Origin of the sequence: Pseudobacillus sp. 179-B 2D1 NHS, assembly GCF_045370945.1 — a bacterium.
Classification (GTDB): domain Bacteria; phylum Bacillota; class Bacilli; order Bacillales; family Domibacillaceae; genus Pseudobacillus.
This window is the reverse complement of record NZ_JBIQDP010000002.1, coordinates 243,625-267,224: the sequence shown is the minus strand read 5'-3', so window position 1 is coordinate 267,224 and position 23,600 is coordinate 243,625. Positions and strand designations below refer to the sequence as shown.

The window sequence follows — 23,600 nt, the reverse complement described above, 5'->3', positions numbered from 1 at the left end:
CGTGGGCTTAAATAGAATAATAAGGTTTGAGGGGTGTGAAAATGAAAACAGGATATATTTATGATGAGAGTTATTTCTGGCACGATACGGGGAGTGGCACATTATATTTGCCCTCTGGCGGCTATTTAGAGAAGGATGTTTTCTCCGAAGATCCTGCAACGAAGAGACGGGTGAACAATTTACTAGAAAGATGCGGATTGATGAAAAAGCTAAATAAAATTGAACCGCGGTCAGCCACTAAACAAGAGATTGAATTGTTTCATACAACGGATTATATAAATAAGGTTAAATTGCTGAGCGATACGACAGGCGGAGATGCAGGAGACCATGCCATCGTTGGAAGAGGGTCTTATGAGATTGCCCTGCTTTCTGCAGGCGGCGCATTAACAGCAGTTGATGCGGTTATGAGGGAAGAGGTGGAAAATGTTTATGCACTTACCCGTCCGCCGGGACATCATGCTGAAGCAGACAAAGGAATCGGGTTTTGCCTCTTTAACAATGTAGTAATCGCTGCAAAATATGCAAGGGAAAAATATGGACTAAAAAGAATCATGGTTCTTGATTGGGATGTCCATCATGGAAACGGAACAGAAAAGGCATTTTATGAAGACTCTGGTGTTTTGTTTATTTCTGTTCACGAAGACCTAAACTTTCCGAGTAATACGGGGTATGCCACAGATGTCGGAGAGGGACAAGGACGCGGCTATAATGTGAATATCCCTTTGCCCCCGGGGATGAGCAATGCTGGTTACCTAAGTGTTTTTGAATCGATTATTCGTCCGTTAGCAGACGAGTTCAAACCGGAACTAGTCATTGTCTCAGCGGGGCAGGACCCAAGCATATTTGATCCGCTGGGAAGAATGAGGGTGACGGCCGAAGGATTTGGAAAAATGACGGAAGTAATGAAGGAGATCGCTGCGAAACACTGTGGCAAAAAATTAGTTTTTTGTCATGAGGGCGGATACAGCAATGCTTATGTTCCATTTTGTACACTCCGTATTATTGAAGAGTTAAGTGAAATACAAAGCAATGTAGAAGATCCTTTCATTGCGGGGTCAAACGGATATCCTGATAAAGTATATGATCATCAAAAAGAAGCGATCAATCATGTTATCGATATTCAGTCAGAATTTTGGAGTAATCTTCGAGTTCAGGTGTAATAATTGCTGTGCGAATGAACTTTAAAATAATTAGTGTCTCTATATTGTGGACAGCTTTTAAAGCGATGGGGGGAATGATAGGTGAGTGCTAACTCTAATTCAATAGAGCAGAAAAGTTATGAATATGTTTCGTTAGACGAAAGAAGAGGAAATCCGAAAGAGCTGTTTTTTGTTTGGTTTGCTGCGAATACAGTTTCGACTACCCTCATAACTGGAGCTCTAGCAGTTATTGTTGGCTTGAATTTTTGGTGGGCTGCTCTGTCGATTTTATTAGGGCATGCCATTGGAGCAACAGTAATGGCGCTTCATTCCGCTCAAGGGCCAAAGCTGGGCATTCCCCAAGTAATGCAAAGCAGAGCACAGTTCGGATATTTTGGGGTTATTCTGCCGATGCTGATCATTTTTACGATGTATTTAGGATATGGAGCAAGCAATACAGTATTAGTAGGGCAGGGAATTTACGAGACGCTTGGCCTTCCTCTTAATTTAACTGTTATCATCAGTTTAATTCCAATGGTGCTGTTAGCGATCTACGGCCAGCGATTAATTCAGAAATCGATGAAGTTGTATACCATTGCTTATACGGTGATTTTTGGGGCACTGACGATACTTGTAGTCAGTCAAGTATCTATGGAAATGCTTAACCGGGGAGGCTTCTCCTTTAGCGAGTTTATTTTGGCTACCTCGATCTCAGTTACTTGGCAGATTACTTATGGTCCCTATGTTTCTGATCACTCCAGATATATGCACCCGAGTGAATCTAAAAAAACCTTTGTCTATACTTACTTAGGGAGTTATTTGAGTTCTGTCTGGCTGATGCTTCTAGGGGCAGCCCTGGCAAGCATGGTTGCAGATGGAAACGTAATGGCCCAAATAAAGGAATTGGGTGATGGCATTGGCATAGTGATTGTTATTTTGCTATCTCTTGGATTAATTGTTATTAATTCATTAAATATTTATGGGGCGGGAATTATTGCCTTATCAATAGCAAGTAACTTCTTCAAATTTGCAACTACCATTAAAATACGTGTGTTTACTTGTATTATCGTTGGGGTTCTTCTTGCCCTTGCAGCTACTGTTGGGGCGGGGAACTTTATGAATAACTTTCAAATCTATTTAGGGTTTATTCTCTTCTTCATCGTGCCATGGAGCGTTATTAATTTAACAGATTTTTATTTGTTGCGGCGTCAGGACCATAAACCGGATGAATTTATGGATAAAGAAGGGCCATTTAGAAAGTTAAAAATCAGCTCATTAACTATTTATCTAATAGCTATTGCCTGTCAGATCCCATTTATCAACAATGGAATCTATCAAGGGGCTATATCTAAAATGATGGATGGATTAGATGTTGCCTGGTTAGTAGGAATCCTCATCTCCTTTAGTTTGTATTACACTTTTGAGAAGGTTAAAGATCATTCTTCACCGAAATCAATTAAGAAAGCGATATAAGAAATATAGGAAAAAAACTCTTGACACTTATCTGAAAAGTCTGTATTTTCTTATTAAGGAATTATTCTTTATATATTCCTTTAAAATTCATTAAGAGAGCAGTTTACTTCTCTCATTCTATTTAATATTAGAACTGGAGGCATAAACATGGTTATTTCTCAAAAATTATCAAGCGTTGAACAGTTAATTGAAGCAGACAAGAAGCATTATTTACACCCAACGACAGTTCCAAAAACATTTATTGAAAACGGTCCTAAGATTATTTTCGCTGAGGGCCAAGGAATCCGTGTAAAGGATATTAAAGGCCAATCATATATTGATGGCGCTTCTATGCTTTGGAATGTTAACTTAGGGCATGGAAATAAAGAAATTGCCCAGGCGGCTTACGATCAAATGTCTACTATTGCCTACAGTTCTTCTTTCTACGGTTATTCTAATGAAAAGGCAGTACGCCTCGCGGAAAAAGTAGTATCCCTTGCACCGGGGGATTTAGAAGCTATCTTCTTTACTTCCGGCGGATCTGAATCGAATGATACAGCATTTAAATTGGCGCGTTTTTATTGGAATTTAAAAGGCCGTCCAGCCAAGAAAAAGATCATTTCCATTAGCCGCAGTTATCATGGTGCTACAGTTTCAGCCGGCACTGCTACACGCATTGACGGTTTCCATAGTTTTTCAGGTTCAAAAGACCCTGATATGGTAAGAGCGAAATCACATTTAACGAATTGTGAGCTAGGCGATACGAGCGATCCAAATTATGAAGGGTGTATCCGCGATGTGATTGCGAAAGAAGGAGCTGACACTATTGCTGCTCTTATTCTTGAGCCAATTCAAGGTGCAGGTGGTGTTCATGTCTCTCCTGATGGTTATTTAAAAGCAGTGAAATCACTTTGTGAAGAAAATGAAATTTTAATGATTTCTGATGAGGTGATTTGCGGATTTGGCCGAACAGGAAAAATGTTTGGTGTGGATAACTGGGATGTTGTTCCTGATATTATGAGCGTAGCGAAGGGGATTACTAGTGGCTATGCCCAGTTAGGCGGAGTATTAGTGAACAAGGAGATTAGAGACACGATCGTCCAATACGACCAGATTTTGGGACACGGCTTTACGTACAGCGGACACCCGACAGCTTGTGCCGTAGGATTAAAAACAATCGAAATTCTTGAACGCGACAACATTCTTGAAAACGTAAACAATATGGAAAAAGAGCTGAAAAAAGGCTTTGAATATTTAACAGATAAACATCGTTATTTTACAAAAACAAGAGCGGTTGGGCTGCTTGCCGGGTTTGAGCTTCAGCAAGACCGTGATGCAGATATCCCGTTTGCAGAAACAGTCAGACCGGCGTCCTATGTTGTCGAGCAGTGCTTCCAGCGCAACTTAATTTTAAGAGCGGCAGACTTTGAAAAAGGCAAAGATATTGTTGCTATTGCGCCACCGCTTATCATTAACAAAGAAGAAGTTTCAGAGATGATTAATATTATTGATGCAGCAGTAACTCAGTTTGAAAAGACAATTAAGTAATACATGATGACAGCATGACAGAGAATATACCAGCTTAGCAGCTCTCTGTCATGCTTATTTTTTAACTAAGGAGGAAAGGTTAAAATGACCAATCAGATGTTGGAAATAAGCAGCAGAGTAAGCGAATTTTTAAAGGGAACAAAAAAGCTATTTATCAATGGGGAATTTGTGGAATCTGCGTCTTCACGCACATTTGAAACAGTTAATCCGGCTACAGGTGAAGTACTGACAACAGTGTATGAGGCGGGCGAAAAAGACATTGACTTTGCTGTGAAAGCAGCCAAAAAGGCGTTTGAAGAAGGTCCTTGGTCAAGAATGAGTGCAGCTGAAAAAGCTAAGCTGCTTTTTAAACTAGCTGATCTTATTGAAGAAAACAAAGAGGAGTTTGCACAGCTGGATACGCTGGACAATGGAAAGCCAATTAGTGAATGCAGGACAGTTGATATACCAGGTACATTCGAAATGTTCCGATATTTTGCAGGCTGGACAACAAAAAACATGGGACAGACTATTCCTGTTTCCGGAAACTTCTTAAATTATACACGACATGAACCTGTTGGTGTAGTCGGGCAGATTATTCCATGGAACTTCCCTGTTAATATGCTCTCGTGGAAAATTGCTCCAGCGTTAGCAGCAGGATGTACAGTTGTATTGAAGCCTGCCGAACAAACACCACTTTCCGCTCTGTATTTTGCCGAGCTTGTTCACAAAGCAGGATTTCCAGCTGGTGTAGTGAATATCGTCCCTGGATTTGGCCAGATAGCCGGACAAGCGCTTGCAGAACATCCAGATGTAAACAAGCTGGCGTTTACTGGTTCTACTGCTGTTGGCAAGCATTTGATGAAACAGGCTGCGGACACGATGAAGCGTTTGACGCTTGAATTAGGTGGAAAGTCCCCTAATATTATTCTTCCAGATGCCGATCTCTCAAAAGCGATTCCAGGTGTATTTACCGGAATTATGTTTAATCAGGGAGAAGTGTGCAGTGCCGGTTCAAGAGTATATGTTCATAAAAGCCAATATGAAGAAGTTATTTCTGGCATGGTTGCTTTGGCGAAAGAGGTTAAGCTTGGAAACGGACTTGATGAAGAAACAACGATGGGACCTCTTGTATCTAAAAAGCAACAAGACCGGGTGTTTGAGTATATAAATATTGGAATCAAAGAAGGAGCGAAATTAGCTGCAGGCGGTGGGAAGAGGGAAGAAGGTTTCTTCATTGAACCGACAATCTTTACAGATGTAGAGGAGCATATGACGATTGCCAAAGAAGAAATTTTTGGACCGGTCGTTGTTGTTATGTCTTACGATTCGGTAGAAGAAGTGATTGAACGGGCAAACAGTTCAGCCTATGGGCTAGGTGCCGGTGTTTGGACAGAAAACTTAAAAACAGCCCATAATATAGCGAATCAATTGAAATCAGGAAGTGTTTGGATTAACTGCTATGATGCGATCGACCCAGCCTCTCCATTTGGCGGGTATAAGGAATCGGGATTCGGAAGAGAGATGGGTTCTTATGCACTGGAAAATTACACAGAAGTAAAAAGTGTATGGGTAAGTCTAGATTAATAAAAAGATAAATTGGATAAGACAATTTTATGGAAAGAGTATGAAATGGAAAAAGCTGTTCCGAAGAACTGTTCGATAGATGTTCTTTAAACAGCTTTTTATCCCGTTTAATTATTATGGAAACGTTTTCCAAACGGAGCGTTTTCTGAAGAAACGGTTGCCAGGAGCACAATGAAAATAAATGGAGAGTGAGAACAATGAATCAAGAAAGTAATAAGAACACGACAAAGGACCCTTCTGTCTGGATCGCATTAGTACCGATTATATTTATGGCTTGTGCTCTGGCAATAGGGATCGGAGTTTTTGGCACTGATCCGCATGTTCCTCTTCTATTAAGTACGGTGGTTGCAGTAATTGTTGCTTTAAGGCTAGGACATAAATGGAATTCAATTGAAGAGCACTTAACAAAAACAATTAGTGTATCAATCAAGGCCTTGCTTATACTGGTGATTATCGGAGCGTTTATTGGTTCATGGGTAGCTTCTGGTATTGTTCCTTCAATGGTTTATTATGGTTTAGGGATTCTGTCTCCAACGTATTTTTTGGTTACTGCCTGCCTGATTTCAGTGCTTGTCAGTATAGCAGGAAATGCCTGGTTTGCCGCTGGCACCATTGGTGTAGCCCTGATGGGAATTGGTCATGGCTTAGGGATTCCTTTACCGATGGTTGCCGGAGCAGTTGTCTCGGGTGTATATTTTGGCGATAAAATGAGTCCGTTGTCAGATGTAACAAATTTCACTTCAGCAGTTGTAAATGTAGACCTCTTTGAACATATTCGGAATTTAATGAACACTACAGTTCCTACTCTTATTATCTCGCTTTTAATTTATACATTCCTTGGATTTAGATTTCGTGGAGAAAGTACCGATTTAACACAAGTTGTCAAAATCAGAGAAATTCTTTCTGATCAGTTTGTTATTTCACCGTTTTTATTGCTTCCGCTTTTAGTTATTGTATTAATTTTTGTATTAAAAATACCAGCTATTCCTGGTCTAACTGTCGGCGTTCTTGTTGGTACATTCTGTGCTCTTTTTGTCCAGCACATTTCACTGGGAGATATAATCACCGTCATGAATTCCGGTTATACTGCCGATACAGGATATGATATAACCGATGAATTATTAAACCAAGGCGGCATTCAGGCAATGATGTATACGGTTTCTCTTATTCTGATTGCTTTATCATTTGGTGGCGTACTTGAGAAAGCAAAGATATTGGAAGCGATTCTCGGCCCGCTGCTTAGTAAAGTCAAGCGAACGGGCAGCCTAATAGCGGCCACTGCAGGTACATGTATTACCTCCAATATTGTCGGCTGCGATCAATTCATGTCTGTTATTATTCCGGGACGCATGTATTTAAATGAATATAAACAGCGAGGGCTGCATCCCAAGCTGCTTGGACGTACGTTAGAAGATTGCGGAACAGTAACAGCCTGTCTTATGCCTTGGACCACTTGCGGGATTTTTATGTTCTCTGTGCTTGGCGTTTCTGCAGTTGAATATGCCCCTTATGCATTTTTTTGCTATATCAGTACTTTCGTAGCAATTATTTTTGGTTATTTCAATATAAAGATTAACCGCCTGCCATTAGAAGAACAAACGAAAGAAATAGATGTTAACGTAAAAAAAGCAATTGATATCTAAATGTCGGACAGATTTTCAGCTTAAGTGAAACATAATTGATTCAATGAAAACTTCCCATAGAGTAACGCAGATATTTGAGTAACGTATTAAAAGTCTTGTTTAACAATGGGAGGATTACTAAACAACTAAAAAGAAAGATAGGCTTGGCGGCGGCTGTTGCTGGTCGGGGAGTTATATTAGCCATAGGTGTAGTATTATTTCTCAATCTTTGTATTGCCTTTTCCTTAGATCGTTGAATACTTTTAAAAGTTAAGAATTCTGATTGTTTGAAATATTTTATAACATTGTTGACCGCTGGATGAATTGATAGTATATTTTAAATAAGGTTCATTTAAGGAAAAATTCCTTAATAACTAAATCAGGAGGGATAGGCAGTTATGTCATTACAAGGAGAGGTAAAAAGCCCAGCGATTAAAAGATTTAGAAAGTTCAAAACAGACCAATATTATCCTTCCACTTTAGGGAAGCCGGAGCATCATATTAAAAATGAGTTTAGTATGGCTGTACGGGCGGGAAATCGTATTTTCCTAAGAGGACAAACTGGCTTTGATTTAGAGGGAAACTTCCATGGAATTGGAGACGTGGCGAAGCAAGCAGACCAGGCATGTAAGTGCGTCAGACAACTGATTGAAGAAGCGGGCGGCACGGTTAATGATATTTGCAAGATTACTGTATATTTACTCAAGCGAGAAGACCGCAGTAAAGTCTATCCAGTAATAGCTGAACACTTCAAAAATGTTTATCCTTGCAGCACTGGTTTGATTGTCAGCGGTTTTGCGATGCCCGAAATGTTAATGGAAATTGATGTTGAGGCTGTGATTAGCGAAGAGAGCAATGAAGGCTAATAGGATAACGTAATCCTGATCAAAAGGAATAGCAAAACCGCAATACTCTAAAATATAGAGATTTGCGGTTTCTTTCATTTATTTGAAAAACAATAAGAAGTGAGATGATTTTCGATAGAGGGTGGTATCTCAATAAATCAAATAAGGAATTATATGATGAATTTAACGCCAAAAGTAAATGTAGGGCAGGTTCATGGTATGTAAAATCGGTAAAGGAATTTTAGTCCTCTGCTAAACAACTGTTTGTATCGATTGATGAGGCGACAAAACACCGGTTGTCTTTGCACTTAGATGGAACGGATTACAAATACCAGTTTGTATGATTACCTGATGTAATCGCAAGGTTTGAAGAGGAATACGGAAGTTCCCTATTGTTGCGAAAACAAAGAAAAAAGACTACATCAGCAATCGGTGATAATTATCCGATGACAGCATATTTTCATTGGCTCGGCGGATAACAGGCAAAAGAGAGACTAGAAAGCCCAAAAGAATGGCAGCAGCATTTGCGGCGTTTATGCAAATAAAAAGATTTACATATTCAATTGAAAAAGAAAGTGAGGAACAGAACGAACATGAAAATAAATATAAGACGCTTATTAAGCGATATCGAAAAATACGCCGAATACGGAAAAAACGACAAAGGAGGTATCACGAGACCGAGTTTTTCAAAGGCTGATTATGAAGTGAGAGAAAGATTTATTAAAGAACTGAAGGATATGGGACTAATTGTCACCATTGATGGAGCCGCTAACATTTGGGGAAGAAAAAAAGGAACAGGAAAAAAACAAGGCACGATTGTGATTGGCTCACATTTAGATTCTGTTCCAAACGGCGGAAAATATGATGGTCCATTAGGAGTCCTTACAGCGAAAGAGATTATTAAGACTTTGATAGAAAATAATATAACTTTAAATCATGACTTAGAAATTGTCTCATTCACTGCTGAAGAGTCAAACGACTTTAATTTATCCACATTCGGAAGTCGATCGTTTGCCGGGAAATTAACGGCCGATATGTTGGAGAACGTGAGTGATTCAAATGGAGTCCTTATTAAAACAGAATTAGAGAAGGTTGGCGGAGGGTTGGATAAATTCCCTGAAATGAAGCAAATAGCAAAAGAGAAAAAGGTATTTATAGAGCTCCATATTGAGCAGGGCAAGAGATTGGAAAGCCGAGATCTTTCTGTAGCTGTGATTAATAAATTTGTTGGCATGTATCGCAGTTCCGTCCGAGTAAGCGGACAAGCAAATCATTCGGGTACAACAATGATGGAACATCGCAATGATGCCCTAACTGCTGCTGCTGAAATGATTCTTGAAGTGGAGCGGTTATGCCGGGAAGACCAAACAGATTTAGTCGGTACAGTTGGCAAGTTGATGGTTTTCCCGAATGCTACAAATATCATCCCAGGGCAGGTTGAATTTAATTTTGAAGTTAGAGGAGAAGACGGCAAAAAAGTTCGGGGAATTGTAGAAAGTATTCGGGAAAGTTGGCGGGGGATTGCCCAAAAACGGCAAGTCGAGGTTGACGAGAATACATTTCTAGATCAGAATCCGATTGATCTGGATCAAAGTATCGTCAAAATCTTACAGCATACTGCTGAGGAAACAAATGAACCACATATCACCATGGCAAGTATGGCCGTTCATGATGCTGCCCATATGGCTGCTGTTGCAAAGTCAGCAATGATTTTTGTAAAGAGCATAGACGGAAAAAGCCATTGTCCCGAGGAAAATAGCCTGGCTGAAGATATTGAAAAGGCAGGAAACTTAATGTTACAAGGTATTATAAACATAGATCGAGAGCTATCACAAAACAATATAAAAGAGGGAATATTTAGCGAAGCCGCTAACAGATAATAGCATTTTGTTTTATAACGGGGCAGGCTCTTGCAAGTGGCCAGCTCCTTCTTTTTATATTTTTTAAATGATATAGATAGATAAGAATATGCTATAGTTGGATGTGGAGCGAAATTTTCATAAAGCCCAAAAATATTTTTCTAGGAACATTGACTTATACATAATCCGGTTGTATTCTTAATTAAGAATATTTTAGGAATAATTCCTTAAAATGGTAGTGAGTCGACTGTTCTAAAAAAGAAGGTTGTTTATGATGTAAAGAATGTATATTTTATTTCAGACATTTTTTTAGAATCAATGATGAGAACTACTCTAGGTACAGCATGTCAGGAGAAATGTTTCTGAAAGGAATGGAATGATAATGATAAAAGATAAAGTAAGAATTGAAAAAGATTTTTTAGGTGAAAAAGAGATTGCAGCAGATGCATACTATGGCATTCAAACAATGCGCGCTTCCGAAAACTTTCCTATTACTGGTTATCACATTCATGGATCTTTGATTAAAGCATTAGGAATAGTGAAAAAAGCCGCTGCCTTGGCAAACATGGAAACGGGCCGTTTACATAGAGAGCTTGGTGAGGCCATTACACAGGCAGCGGAAGAAGTAATAGAAGGAAAATGGAATAACCAGTTTATTGTAGATCCGATTCAAGGCGGGGCCGGTACTTCGATCAATATGAACGCCAATGAAGTGATTGCCAATCGTGCCCTGGAATTGTTAGGGTACGAAAAAGGCCACTATAGCTATTTAAGTCCTAATAACCATGTAAATATGTCGCAGTCAACAAATGATGCTTTTCCTACTGCTATTCACATTGCTGTATTGGCATCACTAGAAAGTTTGCTTGTGACAATGAGCAAGATGCATAAAGTATTTGAGGAAAAAGCGGCGGAGTTTGACCATGTGATAAAGATGGGCCGTACCCATCTCCAAGATGCTGTTCCTATTCGCCTGGGCCAGGAATTTAAAGCTTATAGCAGTGTCGTAGAACGTGATATGGAAAGAATTCAGCGATCACGCACGCACTTGTATGAAGTCAATATCGGGGCCACAGCTGTAGGAACAGGGTTGAATGCCGATCCTGACTACATAAAAAACGCGACTAACTATCTTGCGGAATTGAGCGGATTTCCTTTAATGAGTGCGAGACACCTTGTTGATGCCACTCAAAATACGGATGCGTATACGGAAGTGTCTGCCGCATTAAAAATTTGTATGATTAATATGTCTAAGATTGCCAATGATCTTCGGTTGATGGCTTCGGGTCCGCGCGCAGGGCTTGCTGAGATTAGCCTGCCGGCACGTCAGCCTGGCTCATCGATTATGCCTGGAAAGGTCAATCCGGTCATGGCAGAAGTGATCAATCAAATCGCTTTTCAAGTGATAGGTAATGATCACACGATTTGTTTAGCTTCTGAAGCAGGACAGTTTGAGTTGAACGTTATGGAACCTGTGTTAGTTTTTAATTTACTTCAATCTATCAATATCATGGAGAATGGATTCCGTACCTTTACAGACCGTTGTCTTTCTGGCATTGAGGCCAATGTGGCTCGCTTGGAAGAATACGTAGAAAAAAGTGTGGGAATCATTACAGCGGTCAATCCTCATATTGGATATGAAACAGCTGCACAAATTGCCAAAGAAGCGATCGCGAGCGGAAAATCGGTTCGTGAATTGTGCTTGCAGCAGGGAATTTTAACAGAAGAAGAGATTGAGCTTATTTTAAATCCTTTTGAGATGACTGAGCCAGGCATTGCTGGGGCTGCTTTTTTACGTGATAACGCTGTCGCTAATAAATAACAATTAATATAAAAGAGCTTCCGAAAAAACATGGGAATGGTCCATTTTCGGAGGCTCTTTTCTTTACTGAAATAACAAGCGTCTGATGAAATTCTCTTCCCTGCATATATTCCTCGACGTACGTGCAAATTAAGGAAACCTGAACCGTCATAAATTGGAGGAATAATAATGAACCTTGCAGATTTTTTAATTATTTTAGGATCCGTGCTGCTGGCCGTTATTTTCATTATATTTATTTCTTTTCTAGTGTATATGATGTTATTTGATCGGAATCAGAAAAGCCACTCCATTTTAAGGAATTACCCACTTCTTGGAAGAATTCGTTATTTTTTTGAGAAGATTGGACCGGAAATGAGACAATATTGGTTCAATAGTGATACGGAAGGCCGGCCTTTCTCTAGAGAGGATTACGAACATATTGTTAAAAGTGCAAAATACAGCCGTGATGTTGTCGGATTTGGATCAAAACGTGACTTTGAGGAAGAGGGATTTTTCATACGAAATGATATGTTTCCGAAGCTGACAGAGGAACTGAAAGTAGACAGAAAAGAAAAAGTGTTAACAAAAAAATATATTTTATTAAAAGATCCTCTTTTTATGCAAAGAGAGGAAAAGCGGGAGGATGAAGAGGCACTCGCTTATTTGCTGGATGATGAGGAGGCTGTGGTGATTGGCCCAACTACTAAGCATCCGTTTATTTTAAAAGGACAGATTGGCATGTCAGCCATGAGTTATGGATCATTGGGAGACAAGGCTATTACCGCTTTATCCGAAGGGTTAGCTTTAGGAAAAGGATCTTGGATGAACACGGGAGAAGGCGGATTATCCCCTTATCACTTAAAAGGCGGAGTCGATATTATTATGCAGATCGGTCCTGGTTTATTTGGCATACGGGATAAACAAGGAGCAGTCGACTGGGAAGAATTAAAGAAAAAGAGTGAAATTCCGCAAATTAAAGCGTTTGAGATCAAATTGGCACAAGGGGCAAAGGCGCGAGGCGGACATATTGATGCCGAAAAAGTAACACCCGAAATTGCCGCTATACGTAAAGTTGAACCTTATAAATCAATTGATAGTCCAAACCGTTTTCGGGAATTTAGCGATGTGCCCTCCATATGTGAATTCATTGAGAAAATTCGCCACCATACTGGGAAACCAGTGGGAATGAAGATTGTCGTCGGCAGCAATAACAGTGTAGAAGAATTGGTTAAATATATGAAGGAAACCGGAAAAGGACCTGATTTTATTACAGTGGACGGAGGAGAAGGGGGCACAGGAGCTTCGTACCAGGAACTGATTGACAGTGTAGGGTTGCCGATTAAATCCGCTTTGCCTATTCTTGTAGCTACTCTTCAGAAATATGGGGTGCGTGACCGGGTAAAGATTATCGCTTCCGGCAAGCTGTTTACCCCTGACCGGATTGCAATTGCTCTTGCGATGGGGGCTGATCTCGTTAATATTGCGCGTGGATTCATGATTACAGTAGGATGCATTCAAACATTGAAGTGTCAATCGAATATTTGTCCGGTTGGAGTGGCCACCACTGATCCAGATCTACAAAAAGCACTTGTCATTGATGAGAAAAAATACCGGACAGCCAACTATTTGATCACCCTTCGGGAAGGATTATTCCGTCTTGCAGCAGCTGCCGGCTTAGAGTCGCCTGTACATTTTAAACCTCAACATGTTGCATACAAAGACGATAAGGGGGTTGTTACGCCACTTGCCGACATCCTCCGGGAGGTGGAGCAGCAAATAGGGGGGGATCAGAAACTAGACAATCATCGGGAAGAGCCGTTGCGAAAGTCGCCTCCTCTAGGCACAGAGCTTGTCTAAAGTGGGTGTCACACAGTGAGTTTTAGATAACTAATTGCTTTTGCTACATTTCTTAAACATTCCTTTCTTCTCCACCGATAATAAAGGTGTAAAAGGCAAACCTGGCGAAAGGCAGGGACGCAAAGCTACGGACCTAAGCAGCAGAGACTGTATGGCCGCCGGGCTGCCATTCTCCTCAGCATTGAAGAGCAATGGCTTTCAACAAAAGGGGGAGAACGGTGTGTACAGCGTAAAGAATGTGTGTTTGTTGATAGTGATGGCATTCATGGCAGGAAGTGCAGTATTTCTGATGACAAGTGACAGAGCGGCAGCAAATGAAGTGACGGAGCCGCGGTCAACTTGGCTATGGGATACACAGGAAATTGTTACAAGCAAAGATAAACTGCTTGCGTTTATGCAGGATCGTCAAGTGGGACGAGTATATTTGCAGATTGATCAGAGCATTTCAACAGAGCATTATAAAGAATTTATTAAACAGGCAGCAGCAAAAGGAATTCAAGTGCATGCGCTGGACGGTGCTCCTTCCTGGGTTTCCAGCAAGGGGCTTGCCCAGCAGCGAAGTTTTTTCTCCTGGGTAACCAATTACCAGGTGAAAGCATTGCCGGAAGAAAAGTTTAAGGGAATTCATTTAGATGTGGAACCGTATTTATATGAGGGATGGAACAGTCAATATAAAAAAACAGTTTTAGCTTATCAAACACTTTTGATAGAGGCCCATCAATCCGCCCAGCGCTTAGGTCTGCCTCTTGCAGTAGATATTCCATTTTGGTTTGATGAAAAAAATTACAGCAACACTTTAGGAAAAGGAAAGCTATCAGAGTGGGTCATTGCAAATACGGATGCCATTACCATTATGGCTTATCGGGATACTGCTGGCAGCCCGAACGGAATAATGGAGCTCGTTCGAAATGAGATGAATAACGCTGCAGCAAAGAATAAAAAAGTTTCTGTTGGAGTGGAAACAGTTCCTTCCACGGAAGCTGACTTTGTTTCTTTTTCTGAAGAAGGCGAGACATATATGTGGGAGCAATTAGCGATCGTTAAGTCTTATTACGGCAATCTTTCAAGTTTTGAAGGTTTCTCTATTCATTCCTTGCAAAGCTGGATGGCATGGCAGTCATGAAAATATCAAGCGCAACTTTTCTAGTTGCGTTTTTTTAGTTGTTTTAGATGTCTTTTACTGAATTTGTGTCATGTTTTAAACATTCCCAAAAAAATTTTTTTTATAGACGAGACTAGCTCTATATTTAGATGATAAATGTCCGATATAACTTAATAAAAACTTTACAAAAAAGGGGCTAGACAATGAAGATTCTACATGATTTGAAGATATCACAGAAATTATTAACCCTGATTATTCTCTTTGCTGTTATTACAAGCATTGTCGGTGTAGTGGGATATAAAAATATGAAAGAGATGGCTCATGGTTCAGAGATAATGTATAAGGAGCACTTGCAGCCGCTTGATTGGCTTGGGAGGATAAATGCCAATAACCGTGCAATCGATGCTTTCACCTTGGAAATTATGGTCACTAAGGACCCGGCCAAATACGAAGAGTTGATGAATAGCATTAATCGAGCAATAAAGGAAAATAATGCATGGATGGAGCAATACAAAAAAACAGAATTATCCTCCGAAGAGAAAGAAGGATTAGCAGTTTTTCAGAAAAGATTGCTTGAATTTCGAGAGCTGAGGCAAAAAGTGCTTGATTTGGCTGCTCAAAATAAGAACGATCAGGCATATGCTCTTTATAATCGAGAAGCTTCTCAGAAACGCCAGCAAATCAATCAGGCAATTAATGACCTTCAAGATTACAATGAGCAATTAGCGAAGAGAATTAAAGAGAAAAACAACGAGAAATTGGGAACAGCTAGGCTGATCTTAATTACAGTTAGTTTGTTGGGAATCGTTATTTCGATTTTCATTGGGCTCATGATTACGAAAATTATCGTCAATCCGATCAAACAAATCCAATCTTTAATGTCCAGGGCGGAAGACGGAGACTTTACGGTTGAAGGAAACTATCGCTCTAAAGATGAAATCGGCCAGCTGGTGTCCTCTTTTAACAACATGATTAATGGCTTAAAGCAAATTATTAAAACAGTGAGCGAAACATCTGAGTTGGTTGCGGCTTCTTCTGAAGAATTAAGCGCAAGCGCCGAACAAAGCAGCCGCGCTGGCGAGAGCGTATCTACTAATATTGAAGAATTGGCTAAAGGATCAAGCCGCCAATTAAGAAGTGTGGAAGAGAGCACAAAAATTATTAATGAGATGGCAGGTTATGCAGAGAAAATCACTGTTCATGCTGAGCAAGTGTCACAAAAAGTTTCCCAAACGTCTGATATGTCCTCTGAGGGAAAGCAGTCGATTGAAAAAGTTATGCAACAGATGAATTCCATCAATGAAAATGTTACAGGGTTAGGAGTTTCGATTAAAGAACTTAGCGAAAGCTCAAGTGAGATTAGGAGAATTAATGAGGTGATTACAGCGATTGCTGCTCAAACCAATCTTCTTGCCTTAAATGCTGCCATCGAGGCAGCAAGAGCAGGAGAAGCAGGCAAAGGGTTTGCTGTAGTTGCTGATGAAGTACGGAAGCTTGCTGAACAATCAGCAGCCTCAGCCGAGCAAATTACAAATTTGATTCAAATCATTCAAAGTAACACAGGACAAACCTTACAATCTATGACCTCTGCGGCAACAGAAGTAGAAGCAGGCCTTAATGTAGTGCAGGAAGCCGGAGAATCATTTGAGAAAATCGAAATTTCCATTCATGAAGTCGTCTCCCAAATTAAAGATGTTGCTAGCGCGATTAACCAACTATCTTCAGGTACTGTTCAAGTTGCCGATTCAATGAATGTCGTTAGAAATGTAGCTGAAGAGTCAGCGGCAAGCAATGAAAGCGTCTCAACAGCAACAAAAGAACAATTAGTTTCGATGGATGAGATTTCCACAGCTTCTGCGACTCTAGCAAAGATATCCGAAGAACTGCAGCAGTTGATTATGAGGTTTAAAGTGTAAAGGATGGAGACAGAGGAAGGCTTCTCGTTTTTTGCAGGTTTGAACAATCTGTTTCATCCGTTAATTGAAAGAACCCCCGAAAGAAGACATTTTCTTTCGGGGGTTTTTGATAGGAGCCTGACAGTTACAGTCACGAGTAAATTAGATCTTAATTGTTTTTCTGAACATCAAATGTATGAGCGCAGAAAACAATTGAAGAGGTGACGCTTCGTAATTACAAGGAAAATTTCGTGATTGTCAAGGTGAAATAGTGAGATTGAAGGCTTGACCGTCTTTCTACAGGAGGACGGTTTAGCCGATTGTCATTATTCATATAGAAGGAAAATATCCCTATGATAAACTTTTATGCATGATAAAGGATAAAAGGCTTGTTCTGTTTGTTACACCGAGCTTCTTATAAATATTTTGCAGATGCTTTTTTATCGCATGTAAGCTGACAAATAAATGGTCAGCCATTTCTTGATTCGTGAGACCCGTTTGTAAAAGTTTGCAAACTTTTTCTTCACTAGGTGTTAAATGTACATCCTCCATCGGAATATTCCTAAAGGGGTGTTTCAAAATGTAGTAAAGCTTCATCGAGATAAAGTGTGAAAGGAGATCGATGCTTTTGGCCGCTTCATCCTTAAAGCCCGCGTTTTCTTGTTCTCCTACAAAAGAGATTCCGCCGATTGGCTTGTTTTGATTCATCAAATAAACGCCCATTTCATGATAAATGTTACCGGGCTTCATGAAGTCATTATAAAAAAGACTATTTTCATATTCTTGTTTAGATACCATATCTTCTATTCTTAGCACTCTTGTATTGGATAGCAGGGAAGATACACGTATAGGCAATAGAAGGTCCTTGTCGGAATAGTCACTCATATATTGGCGAAGGGATTGTTCGGGTGTATTTCTAGTGACAGGACTGTAAATCTCTCCTTCCTCCCTGCATAGCCAGAAAATTGAGCGTTCGAGCCCAAAATATTTATCGAATAAAAATAGTACCTGTTCCCGGAATTCTGAGAGTGTCTCCAGATCATCCAACTGAAGCAGCATATCTTTACAAGTGCTGAACAGTATTTCTCCCATGTTCTCACCTCGTTAAATTCTGTACATTCCTACTAAATCCGTTGTTGATATAACAGAAGGAATATTACACTTTCGAATAATATTCATACTATTCTATCTATTTTATGATAAAAAAGAAGGGAGAGGATAGAATGAGTTATTTAAATATGGCAATCATTCAAGTAGCCTCACCAAGTGTGAGCTCTGATCCAGGAGAGAAAAAGAGAGAAAATCTAGAAAAAATGATGTGGCACATCGATCAAGTTTGTTTTATAAACCCGACTATTGATCTGATCGCTTTTCCAGAACTGTATTTGAGTGGAGTAGAACCTATAAAATGGAGAAAAATGGCAGAGCTAATACCAAATGGCCCGATTGTACAAAAGCTGATAGAAAAAGCGAAACAGATAAACAAATGGCTCGTTCCAGGTTCCTTCTTTGAGCTGGGTGAAGATGAAAAAGTGTACAATACAATGATATTAATTTCTCCTCAGGGAGAGATTGTTCCCAAGTATAGAAAGGTATTCATTCCTTACCCGTTAGAGCCGTCTTCTCCGGGCAACGAATTTCCTGTATTTGAAATCCCTCACATTGGAAAGATCGGCTTTTTGATTTGTGCGGACGGTCATTATCCAGAATCGGCGCGTAACCTTGCTTTAAAGGGAGCAGAAGTGATTATTAAGCCTACTCTTCAAGGAGAGTGGATTGGCGGGTTGCGAAATCATACACCGGTGGCGATTACCCGGGCAATTGAAAACCAGTGTTTTGTTGTCAGCATTAATCAGCCGTCACCGGTTGGGATGGGGAATTCAGTAGCAGTTGATCCAGAAGGAAGAATCATTGAAGAGTTAGGCATTGCGGAGTCTTTTACTTTCGTTCACTTAAACTTAGAGGAAGTGAGACGTGTGAGAGAAAATGGTTCCTGCGGGATGTTTGGTTTTCTAAAAATGTTAAAGGAATTTAAAGAAGAGGGATGTAATGTGGACGAATGTTATAGAAACGGCATTGAGAATGCAGACGTATATAAAAATCTTTCCTTTCCTCATGCAAAGACGCCGGATCAGATTACTCGCTATAAAGGCCCAAAAGAATTAAAGACTTCGTCTCACTAATTAATCAGTTTGGACACAGGCAGCTGTTTAAATGATAATCTGTCAGCTGTTTGTTAAAGTGAGCTGTTGAAACAGGCATGGCAATGATAATAGTTGTTCTGCCATGTCTGTCAGCGGCCGTTTACCTCTCTTCTTCTTCTCCATTCACCTCGCAGAGTATTTTCAAAATTCCTCTGAACTGTATCTGTCTCTTTGAAACGGAAGGTTTATAATGAATAGATCAAGGTCTTCTTCCTGAAAAATATCGATTGAATAGGGTATAAGAATAGAAAAGTGAAATCTTTCAAAAGGTGGGGGAAATACAATGGAACTTATTGAAAAAGCTATCAACTTTGCTGCAATCGCTCATAGGGAGCAAGTGCGTAAAGCGGCTGCTATTCCTTACATTGCTCATCCATTTGCCGTGGGGATGATGCTGCAAAAAGCAGGCTGCTCTGAGGGAGTCATTGCAGCAGGAATCCTTCATGATACTCTGGAGGACACAGAGACCACGTATGATCAGCTAGTCACAGAGTTTGGTAGACGGGTAGCGGATATTGTGAGAGCAGCTTCAGAGCAGGATAAATCCTTATCTTGGGAAGAGAGAAAACAGGCAACGATTGCTGCTTTGCCGTTTATGTCGAAAGAGGCACTTCAAGTTATTGTCTGTGACAAGATTCATAATGTCCGCAGCATTCACAAGGTAATGGAAGAAGAAGGAGCGAAAGCATGGGAGCATTTTAATCAAGGAAAAAGCAATCAACACTGGTACTATTCAAATATTGTAAAACAGCTTAAGCCACGAAGAGGGGAGTTTAAGCTGATTCGTGATTTGGAAAAAGATGTGAACCGGCTATTCATTGGTAGAGAAAAACTTACAAATGAAACCATTGATTTGTTATTTGATGTACCTTACCAAGTGATAGAGGAGGAAATTCCACTTTTAGAAAAGGCTGAACTTTTGGAATTTGTTAAAGAAGTACATGCAGAAGTAGATTTTTATTATCGAAACGGTCGAATGGACTTTGCTCTTCCGCTAATGGAAGCTTTTCAAAAGCGAGGGACCGAATTTCAAAGTAATTCGGATGGGCCGCTCCTTTTAATGCTATACACAGCCGTTTTGCAAAAGCGGCTCGCCTGGTCTGATGATGAAGTTTATCGGTATTTTAAACGCAATGAAAAAAAGCTATAAATGATGCTGGCGATCAAATTTAGGCACTTTATATATGAAAGGCGCTGTTCAAATTGAGCAGCGCTATTTTTGTTTGGAAAATGGTTCAGTTCCTTTTTCAATTTCTATCTAGAACAAAAGGTATATCGTAATAATGAAGGAAAGCCTCCAATAAAACATTTACAAAGAAGCGATAATGGCAAAACAACGGTACGCAAATGAAAAGCGTACCGTTGTTTTATTTAACGGGCAATATTAATTTTTTTAATATAGTCCGAATGAATATAGGAAAATTCATTTTCCAAACTATCGGATAGAACTTTATACCAGGTTGATCCATCTGTTCCTTTAACCGTGTCAACAATGACGACTGAATAGCCGGCTGAAGGGTAAGTGAACTGCTTGGCAAAGCTTGTTCCAGCTCCGCTTCTCACATTTACCAACTGTGTGGTCAATCCGATTGAATATGGAGCAGGATTGTTAACAAAATCCTTGCCGCCCATTGCCTTATCCAGTGTATACATATGACCGGCTGCTTTGTAGCCCCAGTTTGTATCAGAAGCGTATCTTACGTTGATTCCGCTATTTTTATTGCCAAGGTGAGCGCCATTTTGATAAAGTAACCGGCCATCTTGTGGGATAGGGATATATTTTTTATTCAAGAAATTATTGGCAAAACTATTGATGCTGTCTTGAGGCGTTTTAAACGCATCGCCGTTCTCCGGATTATTATCCGTTACGTTCAGGCCAAACAGGTTATTTTTTTGCAACGCATTGCCGCTCATGCCGAATTGGCTTTCATTAATAGAGATACCAAGCATTAGCAGGGCGTTAATCTTGTATTTTTGCTCGGCTGCTTTAAAATAAGAGCCCATTCCTTTTAGTTTGCTAAGCTTTGTGGCGTCCTTATATGTAGAGCCTGGCAGTTGTTCTCTTCTTGCTAACTCCTGATCAATATACCGATCTAAGTCAGCTGCAGTATAATTTGTTTTAGCACGGGCAGATAGCATGTTGAAATATTGATAAGCTGCTCCTGCTTCCCCTTGCTTCGTTCTAAAATGAACACCATCCCAGCTGTAATATTCCACCCCAGAATTCATGAATGAAGGGGCAGGGCCTACGCTGTATGTAACAAACTTATCTGTATTAAAGTTATATAAATGATGAACCAATTGGCCGTTGTTCTCTTTTGAATAATAAGCTCGACGCTTAATCATTGGTTGAGGCAAAAGGTAGGCATCGCTGTGCTTGACAAAACCTGTTTTTCCAGCAATTTTGATTTCTATTTTTTCTGCATCCGATGTGACGTATTCCAATTCAGTTGGAGGAGTACCATAAGCTCCGGCGTCCACATTGAAATAAAAGTTTTTTAATGAAGAATCATAGATTAATGTGGCCGCATGTTCAACGGTCGGTTTAGCAACGACGATGCCGGCATTCATTTTAACGATTTGGTTGCCGGACATAATAACTTGTGCCGGATCATTTGCCATAGCCGCTGCGGCTTTTTCGTATGTATCAAAGCTTTTAGCGCCGGTATTCAGGTTGCCGTTTGCGTCCACTGTTCCCACTCTAAATGGCCCATCCGGCTCGGGCTCTTCTTCTTTTTCAGCAACCTTAAGCATTCGATAAATAAAAGCCGCCGCTTGTTCGCGTGTTGTGTGGCTTTTCGGTTCAAACCTAAGGGTTCCGAGATTGTTATTGTTTTTATCAACATTTGGAATGCCAGCGGTAATATTAAGTCCTACCATGTGAGCAATAGCTAACCGGAACATAGAGGAGGTGATTTCATTGGCGTCAGTAAAATCAAGCGATCCTCTTATTTTCGATACTTTAAGAAAATCAAGCGAATTGTCGATCATGACGGACATTTGTTCCCGGTTGATAAAGTCATCAGGACCGAATTTCCCGTTTGAATAACCAGAAATGATCCCTGCTTGGGCTGCTGCATTGATGCTTGGTGCCAGTGTTAATGTAGGGGGAACATCAGAAAATGTTGTCGTTCCGCCACTTAAATGAAGAGCTCGCGCTAAGAAAGCAGCGAATTGTCCTCTTGTTACTTTTTCCTTTGGGGCATAGCGTCCTTCTCCGTAGCCAGAGACAATTCCTTTCTCAACCATCGCTCTCATTTCTTTTTCTAATGCACCGCTGATGTCATCTGCGGCAGAGGGAGAGGGTATAATCGGGAGAACCAACAAAAGAGTGAGGAAAAACGCAGTTAGTTTTCTCATAATAGACTCCTTTCTTTCAAAAAACTTCCTATGATTTTTGTAATCTTCCATAATATGATAGTTTTTCATCTACCGATTAATCGTAACAGAAAATAAAGAACAAGATAAGGGGTCCATTCTACTATAGAAGGAAAAAGATTTAAGAAAATACAGCAATCTTTTTTTCTGTTACGGTAAAAAATAAAAGATGTTACTCATTTTTTATTTCCATGTAATTTCATAGAAAAGAAGATGAAAAGTTCAATTGCTACAATGAAAGGTAGCAATAAATAAGATACATACTATGACGGATAAAGGAGTCCACACATGGAGGAACATGTAAAGAAGTCTTTAGAAGAATGGAAACGCGAGATTGGCGAATTGTTAAAAGATATAGATAAGGAATACGAGGAAATCAAGCGGGAACTACAGGTGTATTCTTATAAATTCAGCATCACTAAACAAGTGATTCAGTCAACAATTAACGAAGACATTATTCGCAATATCCGTGAGCTTTATCATACCCCTTTTGAAAAGAGGTTTAATCAGCTAAAGGAAGAAATCAAGGATTTGGAAGAAAAGAAAAAAGTGTTTCAAATGTTCATCGATAAGATTGACAAAGTAAAGGGAAAAGAGAGTGTGCAGGAAACTGCTCACTCATAGGCTGAGAAGACGTACCGGAGTTTTTCATTCTTTCTACCATTCATCACTCGTTAATGAATGTTAATGAAAGAGCCTATGTATTTTGGGGGCTTATAAGCTAAGTGAGCGTCGATGATAAAAGAGCTTGCTACGAAGAAATATGAAGTAAGCAATAACTATAATTGGTCTTTTCGTCAAATATGAACAAGAAATGGTTAATTTATACATTGATGTTTACATTTACTTTTAGAACGATTATCATAACCATGAGAAGGCTCTGTGACTTAAGATTTGTCAGGAATAAGCTGTATTTACAAACGAGGATGGAAAGCTTGTCCAGAGATAAGGACGCAAAGCTAAGGGCCTGCGGTTATTTTTTAGCTATGGCCTCCTGGTTACAGAAAGAGGATTGGGCAAAAATCAGGGATGCTCTTTATGAGAGTACCCTGATACAAAAAGGCCTGCCAATCTTTGGCAGGCCTTTTTGTATGACTTTCACTAAATTGTAGGGGGAAGATGCGGAATATTAAGAGGGAATTTAATTTTTAATAGATAAGTTAACAAAAACTCTCTAAGAATAGAAGCGTTCATGCAACTATTTATCGAAGCATCAAAAAATATGTTTTTTTAAAAGGCGCCCTCTTTGTTAAGCTGCTCTGTTAAAGTTAATTATAGAAAGCTTGCTTAAAACTTATGTTACTAATAAAAATTCAACGTAAAACAAGAGTT

The 23,600-nt window shown here is 39.8% G+C and carries 16 protein-coding genes and 2 riboswitches; of the genes, 14 read left to right on the top strand and 2 right to left on the bottom strand.

Annotation, left to right across the window (positions count from 1 at the left end; all coding sequences use genetic code 11):
• Positions 1 to 41: 41 nt before the first annotated feature.
• The 11 genes from ACH0BF_RS03620 to ACH0BF_RS03570 all read left to right on the top strand — a co-directional run bounded on the left by ACH0BF_RS03620 (position 42) and on the right by ACH0BF_RS03570 (position 16,707).
• Positions 42 to 1,160 carry a class II histone deacetylase gene (locus ACH0BF_RS03620; RefSeq protein WP_041098762.1) on the top strand — a complete coding sequence of 373 codons (1,119 nt, stop codon included), beginning with the start codon at positions 42 to 44 and terminating at the stop codon, positions 1,158 to 1,160.
• Between the two features lie 81 nt (positions 1,161 to 1,241).
• Positions 1,242 to 2,612, top strand: coding sequence for a purine-cytosine permease family protein (locus ACH0BF_RS03615; protein ID WP_340855311.1), 1,371 nt, complete (start codon positions 1,242 to 1,244; stop codon positions 2,610 to 2,612).
• A gap of 147 nt (positions 2,613 to 2,759) precedes the next feature.
• On the top strand, positions 2,760 to 4,139 hold the full coding sequence (locus tag ACH0BF_RS03610; RefSeq protein WP_041098758.1) for an aminotransferase family protein: 1,380 nt from the start codon (positions 2,760 to 2,762) through the stop codon (positions 4,137 to 4,139).
• An 84-nt stretch (positions 4,140 to 4,223) separates the two neighbouring features.
• Positions 4,224 to 5,705: an aldehyde dehydrogenase family protein gene (locus ACH0BF_RS03605; protein ID WP_340855310.1), complete on the top strand. Its 1,482-nt coding sequence runs from the start codon at positions 4,224 to 4,226 to the stop codon at positions 5,703 to 5,705.
• 197 nt (positions 5,706 to 5,902) lie between these two features.
• A complete protein-coding gene (gene nhaC, locus ACH0BF_RS03600) occupies positions 5,903 to 7,348 on the top strand; it encodes a Na+/H+ antiporter NhaC (protein ID WP_041098754.1) in 1,446 nt (481 codons plus the stop codon).
• A 377-nt stretch (positions 7,349 to 7,725) separates the two neighbouring features.
• The gene (locus ACH0BF_RS03595) at positions 7,726 to 8,193 is read left to right on the top strand and encodes a RidA family protein (protein WP_041098752.1); all 468 of its coding nucleotides are present in this window, start codon (positions 7,726 to 7,728) and stop codon (positions 8,191 to 8,193) included.
• Positions 8,194 to 8,765: 572 nt separating this feature from the next.
• Complete coding sequence (locus ACH0BF_RS03590) at positions 8,766 to 10,052, top strand: Zn-dependent hydrolase (RefSeq protein WP_052475207.1); 1,287 nt, start codon at positions 8,766 to 8,768, stop codon at positions 10,050 to 10,052.
• A gap of 361 nt (positions 10,053 to 10,413) precedes the next feature.
• A complete protein-coding gene (gene aspA / locus ACH0BF_RS03585; RefSeq protein WP_406908852.1) occupies positions 10,414 to 11,853 on the top strand; it encodes an aspartate ammonia-lyase in 1,440 nt (479 codons plus the stop codon).
• A gap of 168 nt (positions 11,854 to 12,021) precedes the next feature.
• The gene (locus tag ACH0BF_RS03580; RefSeq protein WP_406908851.1) at positions 12,022 to 13,689 is read left to right on the top strand and encodes an FMN-binding glutamate synthase family protein; all 1,668 of its coding nucleotides are present in this window, start codon (positions 12,022 to 12,024) and stop codon (positions 13,687 to 13,689) included.
• An 84-nt stretch (positions 13,690 to 13,773) separates the two neighbouring features.
• Positions 13,774 to 13,860: riboswitch (cyclic di-GMP riboswitch) on the top strand.
• Between the two features lie 49 nt (positions 13,861 to 13,909).
• On the top strand, positions 13,910 to 14,812 hold the full coding sequence (locus ACH0BF_RS03575; protein ID WP_120036611.1) for an amidase: 903 nt from the start codon (positions 13,910 to 13,912) through the stop codon (positions 14,810 to 14,812).
• 182 nt (positions 14,813 to 14,994) lie between these two features.
• On the top strand, positions 14,995 to 16,707 hold the full coding sequence (locus ACH0BF_RS03570; protein ID WP_340855294.1) for a methyl-accepting chemotaxis protein: 1,713 nt from the start codon (positions 14,995 to 14,997) through the stop codon (positions 16,705 to 16,707).
• Between the two features lie 330 nt (positions 16,708 to 17,037).
• Here ACH0BF_RS03570 and ACH0BF_RS03565 read toward each other — a convergent pair whose 3' ends face one another.
• Positions 17,038 to 17,778, bottom strand: coding sequence for a helix-turn-helix transcriptional regulator (locus tag ACH0BF_RS03565; protein ID WP_406908850.1), 741 nt, complete (start codon positions 17,776 to 17,778; stop codon positions 17,038 to 17,040).
• Between the two features lie 131 nt (positions 17,779 to 17,909).
• On the opposite strand from ACH0BF_RS03565, the gene ACH0BF_RS03560 reads away from it, so the two are divergent.
• Together ACH0BF_RS03560 and ACH0BF_RS03555 are read left to right on the top strand one after the other, a co-directional pair.
• Positions 17,910 to 18,869, top strand: coding sequence for a carbon-nitrogen hydrolase family protein (locus ACH0BF_RS03560; protein ID WP_340855290.1), 960 nt, complete (start codon positions 17,910 to 17,912; stop codon positions 18,867 to 18,869).
• Between the two features lie 304 nt (positions 18,870 to 19,173).
• Positions 19,174 to 20,040 carry an HD domain-containing protein gene (locus tag ACH0BF_RS03555; protein ID WP_120036615.1) on the top strand — a complete coding sequence of 289 codons (867 nt, stop codon included), beginning with the start codon at positions 19,174 to 19,176 and terminating at the stop codon, positions 20,038 to 20,040.
• Between the two features lie 221 nt (positions 20,041 to 20,261).
• On the opposite strand, the gene ACH0BF_RS03550 is transcribed toward ACH0BF_RS03555, so the two are convergent.
• A complete protein-coding gene (locus ACH0BF_RS03550) occupies positions 20,262 to 22,250 on the bottom strand; it encodes an S-layer homology domain-containing protein (RefSeq protein ID WP_340855286.1) in 1,989 nt (662 codons plus the stop codon).
• Between the two features lie 306 nt (positions 22,251 to 22,556).
• On the opposite strand from ACH0BF_RS03550, the gene ACH0BF_RS03545 reads away from it, so the two are divergent.
• Positions 22,557 to 22,892: a hypothetical protein gene (locus ACH0BF_RS03545; RefSeq protein ID WP_340855285.1), complete on the top strand. Its 336-nt coding sequence runs from the start codon at positions 22,557 to 22,559 to the stop codon at positions 22,890 to 22,892.
• Positions 22,893 to 23,186: 294 nt separating this feature from the next.
• Positions 23,187 to 23,274: riboswitch (cyclic di-GMP riboswitch) on the top strand.
• Positions 23,275 to 23,600: the final 326 nt, after the last annotated feature.